The organism is Dyella sp. (assembly GCF_035685885.1).
GTDB lineage: Bacteria > Pseudomonadota > Gammaproteobacteria > Xanthomonadales > Rhodanobacteraceae > Dyella.
The window spans coordinates 1-9,508 of the sequence record NZ_DASRZX010000141.1; the positions used below are offsets into that span (position 1 = coordinate 1).

9 protein-coding genes are annotated in these 9,508 nt (G+C 61.9%); 3 read left to right on the top strand and 6 right to left on the bottom strand.

Annotated features, from left to right (window positions below):
- Positions 1-66 precede the first annotated feature (66 nt).
- Complete coding sequence (locus VFG49_RS15730) at positions 67-1,293, top strand: IS256 family transposase (protein ID WP_324862209.1); 1,227 nt, start codon at positions 67-69, stop codon at positions 1,291-1,293.
- Between the two features lie 108 nt (positions 1,294-1,401).
- Here the strand turns inward: VFG49_RS15730 and VFG49_RS15735 are convergent, their stop codons facing one another.
- Both VFG49_RS15735 and VFG49_RS15740 read right to left on the bottom strand, forming a co-directional pair.
- Entirely contained in the window at positions 1,402-1,776 is a 375-nt protein-coding gene (locus VFG49_RS15735) for a hypothetical protein (protein ID WP_324862211.1), read from the bottom strand.
- Positions 1,777-1,895: 119 nt separating this feature from the next.
- Positions 1,896-2,846, bottom strand: coding sequence for an alpha/beta hydrolase (locus tag VFG49_RS15740; protein WP_414649156.1), 951 nt, complete (start codon positions 2,844-2,846; stop codon positions 1,896-1,898).
- A gap of 238 nt (positions 2,847-3,084) precedes the next feature.
- Between VFG49_RS15740 and VFG49_RS15745 the strand changes: the two genes are divergently transcribed.
- Complete coding sequence (locus VFG49_RS15745) at positions 3,085-4,617, top strand: glycosyltransferase family 39 protein (protein WP_324862215.1); 1,533 nt, start codon at positions 3,085-3,087, stop codon at positions 4,615-4,617.
- A gap of 135 nt (positions 4,618-4,752) precedes the next feature.
- On the opposite strand, the gene VFG49_RS15750 is transcribed toward VFG49_RS15745, so the two are convergent.
- The 3 genes from VFG49_RS15750 to VFG49_RS15760 form a co-directional block, all read right to left on the bottom strand.
- Complete coding sequence (locus VFG49_RS15750; RefSeq protein WP_324862217.1) at positions 4,753-4,911, bottom strand: hypothetical protein; 159 nt, start codon at positions 4,909-4,911, stop codon at positions 4,753-4,755.
- 94 nt (positions 4,912-5,005) lie between these two features.
- On the bottom strand, positions 5,006-6,259 hold the full coding sequence (locus VFG49_RS15755) for an ABC transporter permease (RefSeq protein WP_324862219.1): 1,254 nt from the start codon (positions 6,257-6,259) through the stop codon (positions 5,006-5,008).
- A gap of 10 nt (positions 6,260-6,269) precedes the next feature.
- The gene (locus VFG49_RS15760; RefSeq protein ID WP_324862221.1) at positions 6,270-7,598 is read right to left on the bottom strand and encodes an ABC transporter permease; all 1,329 of its coding nucleotides are present in this window, start codon (positions 7,596-7,598) and stop codon (positions 6,270-6,272) included.
- Positions 7,599-7,755: 157 nt separating this feature from the next.
- On the opposite strand from VFG49_RS15760, the gene VFG49_RS15765 reads away from it, so the two are divergent.
- Complete coding sequence (locus VFG49_RS15765; RefSeq protein WP_324862223.1) at positions 7,756-8,103, top strand: integrase core domain-containing protein; 348 nt, start codon at positions 7,756-7,758, stop codon at positions 8,101-8,103.
- A gap of 454 nt (positions 8,104-8,557) precedes the next feature.
- On the opposite strand, the gene VFG49_RS15770 is transcribed toward VFG49_RS15765, so the two are convergent.
- Complete coding sequence (locus VFG49_RS15770; protein ID WP_324862225.1) at positions 8,558-9,280, bottom strand: hypothetical protein; 723 nt, start codon at positions 9,278-9,280, stop codon at positions 8,558-8,560.
- Positions 9,281-9,508: the final 228 nt, after the last annotated feature.

Here is a 9,508-nt window from a genome sequence, read left to right on the forward strand (position 1 = left end):
GGGCGTGTCCTAGATTTTGTGTAAACGGGTCTTTGGCAGGACACTGCCACCTGACCCGGAGACACCATGAGTCCACGCAAGCACGACGTACCCGACGAGCTGCTTAGCAGCCTGTTGGCGAACTACAAGAAACCGGAAGACCTGATCGGCGAGAACGGGCTACTGAAGCAGCTGACCAAGCTGCTGGTCGAGAAGGCGCTGGATGCGGAGATGACCGAGCACCTCGGTCACGAGAAGCACGAGGCGGTAGCCAACCCCGTTGGCAACACCCGCAATGGCCGTAGCCGCAAGACGCTCAAGGGCGAGTTCGGCGAGTTGCCGATCGAGGTGCCGCGTGATCGCCATGGCAGTTTCGAGCCGAAGCTGATCCCCAAGCACCAGACCCGCTGGAGCGGTTTCGACGACAAGATCCTGTCGTTGTATGCGCGAGGCATGACGGTGCGCGAGATCCAGGCGCACCTGGAAGAGATGTATGGGGCGGAGGTTTCGCCGAGTCTGATCTCCTCGGTCACCGACGCGGTGGTCGACGAAGTGAAGGCCTGGCAGAGCCGCCCGCTCGATACGGTCTACCCCATCGTCTATCTCGACTGCATCCACCTCAAAGTCCGTGAGGGCTCGGTGCGAGTCAAGGCGGTCTACCTGGCCATCGGCATCACCATGGCCGGCGAGAAGGAGGTGCTGGGCCTTTGGCTGGCGCAAACCGAGGGCGCCAAGTTCTGGCTTCAGGTGGTCACGGAACTGCGCAATCGGGGCGTGCAGGATATCTTCATCGCCTGCGTCGACGGGCTGAAGGGGTTTCCTGAGGCGATCGAGGCGGTGTTTCCCCACACGACGGTGCAGCTATGCATCGTGCACATGGTGCGACACAGCCTCAACTATGTGTCGTGGAAACGGCGGCCGGAAGTGGCGACCGATCTCAAGCGCATCTACACCTGCGCCACCGCCGAGGAGGCCGAACAGCGGCTCGCCGAGTTCGAGGCGCGATGGAACAAGGAGTATCCGCCGATCGGGCAATCGTGGCGTCGCAACTGGCCGCGCCTGATCCCGTTCTTCGACTACCCGCCGGAGATCCGCAAGGTGATCTATACGACCAATGCCATCGAGTCGGTGAACATGGGGCTGCGCAAGCTGACCAAGCATCGTGGCGCATTTCCCAGCGATGAGGCCCTGGTCAAACTGCTCTACCTGGCGCTGCGCAACATCAGCAAGAAATGGACGCTGCCCATCCGCGATTGGAAGGCCGCGCTCAACCGCTTTACCATCCAGTTCGAGGGGCGCCTCCCTCAGCTGTAATGCAATCCCCGTTTACACAAAAATCTGCACACGCTGCACGCTGCAAGCCGGCAAGCTATCGTGATGCGGAAAACCCCATGACCGGGTATCTCCGCGAGGCAAGGCGCATCACAACGTATATTGCTTGCGCGCCAGGCGATTCGGCGCATCGCGATTGTCGGCGGCCGCCTGGTCGCGTACTTCTTTCTTCACGCAGACGTGATCGTGCGGATTGGCCTCACGCCACACATAGCCCGACCTGCATGTGTCCGGTCCGTAAGCGCCACCACCAGGCTGCCGACGGGAAGGCCCGTCGCGGTTGTCGTTGACTACCTGATCGCGCACCTCGGGCTTCACGCAGGCGTGGTCATTGTGGAATGCCTCGCGCCACACATAGCCCGACTTGCACTCATCCGCCTTCTGCGCGGCGTGTGCCCTGGCTGGAACCACAAACAGGCCGCAAGCCAGCAGCACCATGGCCAACATTCCCATCAGCAGTTTCATGAGCCCATCCCTTTGCCAACGTAGCCCATGACGCTACTCCGAGCCTTCGTCCCGGCAATCGGGCGAAAGTCCTACGCAGTTCGGGCGGGCGTGGCTATCGGCGCCACGCCCCACGGGGTTCAGGGTGCCGCTTCGGGAATCATGCCAATGGTGCGCATCCATGTTTCGGCCAGGGCTGGCCAGCGCGTGATCGGGTTTGACGTTGGCCTCAGACCGAACGCGTGCCCGCCGTGTGCATACAAGTGCATCTCCACCGGCACGTCGGCGTTCTTCAAGGCCTCGTAGTAAACCTGTGCCTGGTTGACGCCATCCACGTGGTCGTCTTCCGCCTGCAGCAGGAACGTCGGCGGTGTTTCACTGGTGACGGGAATATTGGGGTTGAACGTGTTGCGATCGGTCGCCAGATGCCCGGGATAGATGGCCAGGGCAAAGTCCGGCCGGCTGCTTTCCTTGTCAGCAGCATCGATAGGCCTGTACGTGCGGCGCTTATAGTTCGTACTCACTTCCGCCACCATATAACCACCGGCCGAGAAGCCGAGCACGCCCACCTTGTGCGGATCGACATGCCACTCCTGCGCATGCGAGCGCACCAGCCTCAGTGCTCGCTGGGCGTCCTGCAACGCAGGCATCGACAAACCCAGGTTGTGGGGGCGGCAATCGCATCGCCACCGGTAAGGTTCGCCCGGAACGCGATATTTGAGCAGCACGCAGGTAATGCCCTTGGGCGTCAGCCAGTCGCAGACGTCGGTGCCCTCCAGGTCGATCGCCAGTATCTCGAAGCCGCCACCGGGGAACACGACCACGGCGGCGCCCGTGTTCTTTCCCTGCGGGGCATACACGGTCATCGTCGGGTCTGACACGTTCCTTATCGCCGACACCGGCTTGCCGCCGATCAACGCCTTGGGATTGGTATCGATCTCCTCCGGCCCCGGCATGGGCTGGGGGTCCGGCGGGGTGCCGGGCCAAAGCGGCATTTGCGTACGCCCTTCGGCGGGCTGCCAGACTTTCGTCTCGGCACGCACGCAACCGCATGCCACCAGCAAGCAAAGGACAACAGCCCATGGCCTCATGACATCCTCCCCGGCAGCGGACAACGCTGCGATCAACGGCCCCGAATGCTGCGCGTCGCATCGGGCCGGCGGCGGACCCTTCCATGGATTTCCTGGGGCACGACGGTGACGGTCCATCCGAAACCGCCCCGAAGCCCGCTTCGAGGCCGACATTGGTTATGGTTGGCAAGACACGAACGATGCCGCCCGGGAAGGGATGAACATCGGACGACCCAACAACCACCTCAGGGAAGCGCCCATGTCCACGCCCAGCACGTCGCTGCTCGACGCGATGCCAAACGAGCAGGCGAAGAAAGGAAGCGTCATGCCGGTCGTCGCCATCGCCTTGCTGTTTGGCATGGCCCACATGCTGACCAACGGCCAGTACGGATTTCATCGCGACGAATGGCAATTCCTGAGTGATGCGCAACACCTGGACTGGGGCTTCGTCCCCTACCCGCCCCTGACGGCCGCGCTGGAGCATGTGGGGCTCAGCATGTTCGGCCTTTCGCTGGTGGGCCTGCGCGTGTTTTCCGTGCTGGCGCAAGTTATGGTGATTATCGCCAGCGGCTTGATGGCGCGTGACCTGGGCGGCGAGCGGCTGGCGCAGGTATTCGTGGCCGTCGCTGTGGGGTTGTCGCCATTGCCGATGTTCCAGGCGACGGAGTTCCAGTACTCCTCGTTCGATCTTCTGTGGTGGGTGCTCATCGCCTGGTGCGTGATTCGCCTGCTGCGCGACGACGAACCGCGCTGGTGGCTGGCGATCGGCGCACTCGCCGGCCTTGGGCTGCAGACCAAGTATTCCATCGCGTTCGGATTGACGGGCGTGTTGGCCGGCGTCCTTCTCACCGACGCGCGGCGATACCTGAAAAGCGGCTGGTTCTGGGCGGGCGGTGGCGTGGCGCTCGTGATCTTCGCACCCAATCTCGTGTGGCTCGTCCGCCACGATTTCGTTTCGTATCACTTCCTGCAGGGCATCCATGCCCGCGACGTACACCAGGGCCGCGCGGATGGCTTTCTGCGCGACCAGTTCCTGCTCAATGCCAACCTGTTTGCTGCACCCGTGTGGCTGGCGGGCCTGTTCGGCTATTTCAGGAACCGCCGCTATCGCATGCTGGCGTGGATGTACGTGGTGCCGCTGCTGCTGTTTCTGCTCGCACAGGGACGCTTCTATTACGTCTGCGGCACCTACCCCATGCTGCTGGCCATGGGTGCGGTGATGGGAGAGCGTTGGTTGCGAACCCTCAAGCCAGCCGTGCGTGCCGGCATTACCGTGCTGGCCTTCATCGGGGTCCTTGCCATTGGCGCCTACGCCACACTCCGCATCGTTCCCCTCGCGTCGGACGGCCCGTTGCGGGACTTCGCGCTCAAGCACAACACCGACCTGCGGGAAGAAATCGGCTGGGACGAACTGGTCGCGCAAGTGGCATCGATCCGTGACGCCCTGCCCGCCGATCAGCAGGCAAACCTCGGCATTGCGGTAGGCAACTACGGCGAGTACGGCGCCATCGCCCTGCTGGGCCCGCGCTATCACCTGCCCACGCCCATCACCACCGTCAACTCCGGATGGCTGCGCGGCCCTCCGGCAATCAAGCCCACCACGCTCATCGTGCTGGGAAATTCGCGCGAACGCGTCGATGAGCTTTTCGTGTCATGCCGCGTTGCCGGCCACGTGAGCAATGCCCTGGGAATAAGCAACGAAGAGACCCGCTACCACCCCGACATCTTCGTGTGCGGACCCGCACGCAAGTCGTGGGATGAACTATGGAGGCAGGGCCCGGATTTCGGCTGAGTCGACGTGACGATGGAGGAAACGCTATCGTCACGGACCCGGGCATCGGCGATCTTCACTGTGACCGACAGCAACGGGCATTTCATGCCGATCTCGCAGCCCGCCTCAAGGGTCATGCTGACCCTTTTCACAGTCCTAACCGAACATCATCGACATATGCGCCGAAAGCCTTGCATTGAGACCGGCAAGACCGACAAAGCTGGCATCGAAGACATCGCCCTGTGAAGCAAAAGTGCGATTGAAGCGTGCATTCGCCTGATCGATGGCACGACCATCCGCGATGGGTGATTTCATCGCTCCGCCTCGGTCCAGAGCAGACAACGTTGATGCTCAAGCGGAATGCAACCAGTCATGGAACCTGGTTGCGACAGGGTCGGGTTCGATCTGATCACGTAGTGCGGATCGCCACTACCGGCGCGACCTTGGCTGCATGGCGCGCCGGTCCCCACACGGCCAGCTGGCCGATCAGCCACAGCAGCAGCGCCCCGAGCAGCGGCACATAAAATGGCATGCGCGGCAGCTCGTACATCTTCATCAGGCCGGAGTTGGCCAACACGGCGAGCGCGATGCCGAGCACGATGCCGCTGCTGACGATCAGGAAATTCTCGGCGTGGAAATAGCGCAGGATGTCGCCGCTGGTGGCGCCGAGCGAGCGGCGTATACCGATTTGCCGGCGCCGCTGGCTGACCCAGAAGCTGCTCAGGCCGACAATACCGCCGGCAGTCGCCAGCAGTAGCAGGCCGCAGACGATGCTCATCAGCGTCGCCACGCTCTGGTCAGTGGCATAGGCCTGCTCGCGCACCGCATCCATCGCGAACATGCCGAGTTTCGGATCGATCACATGCAGGCCCGGGCGCTGCTGCAGGGCCTGCATTGCCCTCCCCATCACCTCGTGCGTGGCGCTACCGTCGGTGCGCACCAGATAGATCACCACATCCGGATCGATGTAGCGCGCCGGGATCAGCACGCTATCCGCGTCGGAGGAACGCGTGATGCTCAGCGGCCCCTGCAAGTCCGCAACGATGCCGATGATGGCGCTGGGTCCACCCGGCAGAAACACCGTGCGGCCCAGGGCCGAACCATCCGGAAAAAGTTTGTCGGCAAGATCGCGGGTGACGATGATGCCCGGCGTCTTCAGTTTGTCGTTCGGGCCGATGGTGGAGATCTCGTCCGACCGGAAATTACGCCCGGCGATCAGCGAGACGCCGAGCGTGTCGATCGCATGCTCGTCGGCGGCGTAGACCATGGCGAATTGCGGACGCGTGGCCTGCTCCATCGTGAGTTTCAGGCGAGTGGTGAGCATACCCGCGACATTGCCGCCCAGCGGATAGCTGTTGCTGGCGATGACGTCGCGCACGCCGGCGACGTGGCGCAGCGCGTCCAGGTCGGCGCGGATGTTGGCGTCGATCTGGCCCGCGGTCAGACCCATCGCCCAACTGCTCCGCATCACGAACAGATGGGCTTCATCGGTTCCGGTGCTGCGCGACAGATGCACCATGCGCGTCGCAACCATGAACAGCGCGTTGGACGCCACCGCCAGGGTCAGCGCCACCTGAAGCACGATCAGCAAGGTGGCGACCTTGTGCCGGCCCAGCGCGGAGACGATCGGACGCAGCTGCATGAAAGCGCGTGAGAATGCCATTACCGAAGCCTCAAGGATTGATCTTGATCTGCCACGCCGGCTGCGTCTGCGCCGCGCGCCAGGTGGGATACAGCGCGGACACCACGGTGGCGACGATGGCCAGCAGCACGGTCTGCGCGACCAGCGACAGGTCTGCGCGCACCAGCTGCGCGATCTGCGGCTCGAACAGCGCACTGGCACTCCATAAGCCCAGCAGTGTCAGGAGCACGCCGAGCACGCCGCCGACGAAACCAACCATGGCGCCCTCGATCAGGAACTGCCGGCAGATCGACGCGCGTGACGCACCCAGTGCACGATGCACGCCGATTTCCGGCGCACGCCGCATGAAGCGCGCCAGCATCAGCCCGATCACGTTGACCATCACGATCAGCAGAAAACACGCCGAGACCAGCATCGACAGGCTGGACGCCTTCGGCGTGACCTTCAGATGAGTCAGCCAGTCATTCACATTGCTCAGGCGCACGTTGGTCGGCCAGGCGAAGCGTCCAATCCCCCGCTGCTGCTCGGCGTAGTTGTGCAGGAAGGCGCGGTAGGCCTGGACTTCTGCCGGGGTTTGCAGCTCCACCCAAGCACCGATGCGCACGCATTCGCTGTCCAGATACGCATCCCACTGGCTGACGTCGAACGTGCCCATGGCGGTCGGGCAACTGGAGTAGAAGCTGTCCTTCTTCATGTCGGTGGCGCGCGAGAACGGGATGTAGATGTCGCCCGCATCGTCGAACGCGCGTTCGGCTTCGTAGGTGCCGATATCGAAGTAACGTGGCTTGGGGTTCCAGTCGTCCAGCACGCCACCGATGCGGAACACCTTGCCGTCCAGCCGGATCTCCTGCCCCACGCTATCACGTCCGCCGAACAGCTTTTCGTTCAGTGCGCGACTGATCACCAATACGCTCGCGTGCTGCGCATCGTCGCCTGCATTCCAGCCGCTGCCGTAGCGAAACGGCAGATCGAACATATTGAAGAAGTCGGCGGTTACGGCGTCGCCATGCAGCGACATGGTGGGGACTGACGCGTTGTCGGAAGCCACCTGCCACTGGGTCGGATAGAGCAGGGTCTGCCGCCTCGCCTTCCGCGATTGCAGCAGCGCGAGCGCGTCGCGGTAGCTGAGCATGTCCGGCGGCTCATTCTGATACGTGTGGGTCGGGCCGAAATTGTCGATCTGCGGCACGAACAGGCGCGATGATTTACCCGGAATCGGATCACTGGTGGTGGCGCGGAAGACCGCAAACGACACCATGCACGCCGCCACGCCGAACGCCAGCAACACAACCACCAGCGCCGTCAGCGCCTTGCTCCGCCCGCTGCTGCGCAGCGCCAGAGCCACGTAATACCCCCACATGCCGCCCCCTGTGACGTCATTCCGATGATCGACGATGAGTCGATTGGCTTTGAGAATACCGCAATGGCGAGACGAAATTTTGCGATGCGAGGCGCGTACGCCGCCGTCGCGATGCCGGGAGATCAATACAAGCCTGCCCTCGCAACGCATCATTCGCGTGCCGGACGATCTTGTCGAGCTTCGCGGCGCTCCGCGACGACGGCGATTGCACAACGGCCCGGAGTTCATCAGTGCAGCACTCAAGCAATGGGCGCAACGTCACGGCGTCGAACTGCTGCACATCCAGCCAGGCAAGCCCACTCAGAACGCGTACATCGAGCGCTTTAACCGCACCTTCCGCACCGAAGTGCTGGACCGCTACGTCTTCACCACACTGGCCGAAGTCCGACGCATGACCGACGACTGGCAACACCGCTACAACCATGACCGACCGCATCGCTCTCTCGGCAGTCTGTCGCCCATCCGCTATGCCATGGCATCATCAACCACCTCTACTCCTGAGTAACTCGAAAGTACGAGGACGCTTCAGACGCTCCATATGGCCTCTCGCGTTTTCAAACAGCCTCGGTCGGAAGCAGCCATCCATAATTTGCCCGAAAGCCGCCAGCTATGCGGAGTCCGATTTGCGCAACTTGTCCAAGACCATCTTGATTCCCAGGCCTGTGAACACGGGCGGCGCCACCTGGAAAAGCAATCGTGATACAGGGCTGTGCCCAAAGATGAAGTGCACAAGGGTCAGCACAACAGCCAGGAGCAGCAATATCTGGATAAGGGTGACTCCCAAGATCTTCCAGAAGCGTCTGTCAAACTGAGGATTATTTGCGGCCACACATCCCCCCCCTGCATCGGGCCACTCCACCACGTACTAGGCCTGTTCGCATCCTACGCCAAGGTCAGCTCTGGGTCGCAAGCGGACCTAAGCGACAGCCTAATCGTTTTCGGTACCTCAACGAATGACGTCACGGATGCAACGTTAGATCCCGCAATTTCCTCGCTGCAGTACCAAACTGGCCTAGCTGGTAGACAGCGGCCCCCACTGGTGAAAACGTAAAGCTCTCAAAAGGCTCGGACAGCATCCTGTCGAGGTATTCCTTTGTCGCCACACCGGTGCTGACGTGGGGACTGAAATGTGAACCGGTCTGCTTCGGAACAAACGAGGCAACGTAGTCAATGAGTAGCGGATCAATGACCGGATCATCGGGCGCGGTGGCGAATGCCGACGAGTCCCCAGTTGCCACCGTAAATGGTGCGATCGCAGCAATGATGTCAGCTTGTAGCTTCAACAGCTCCGACGTTGGCCTAGCGACGATACCCGCGACGCCGACTGCGCCAGCTGGTGCGTAGTAGTACTTAAATGCTTCTAACCGCATTGATCTCAATTTCGCTCTCGCAAGCACGGCATTAGAGGCCGCATAAACTTTGTCTAGGTCTCCTGTACGGACGAAGCGCTGGACTAACGTGATGTGGGGAGTGTGCGTAGCATCTAAGGCGAAACCCTTCGGGTACACCTTCAGCAACCGGGCGTTGTTGTTCGAGGCGTGCAGAATCATCGTCGCATCCGGCTTCAGCAAGATATCGATGGCCGTGACCTCATTCGATTTGACCTGATTCTCCGAGGCGGAGCCAGTCGCACTTACAACCAGGATCAATACGCATGCCATAGCTCTCAGTATTGCGCTCATCTTCCTTCTCCCAGCTCGGCGGAATCGCCTCGTGACACTCGGTCTGGGCGAGTTAAGTTGACGTGAGGGCAAGTGGGTGTCCGGGTTGGGTCGAGGCTGTGTAAAAACACACAGCAGCGCGGCTGCCAGTATCCTAGTGCCCTCAATCGATGGAGTCTCGCATGAAGCGGTTCGTCGAAGGTGCGGATCGGTCGCAGAGCGTGTTGTTCCCCGAACGCCTGGACGACT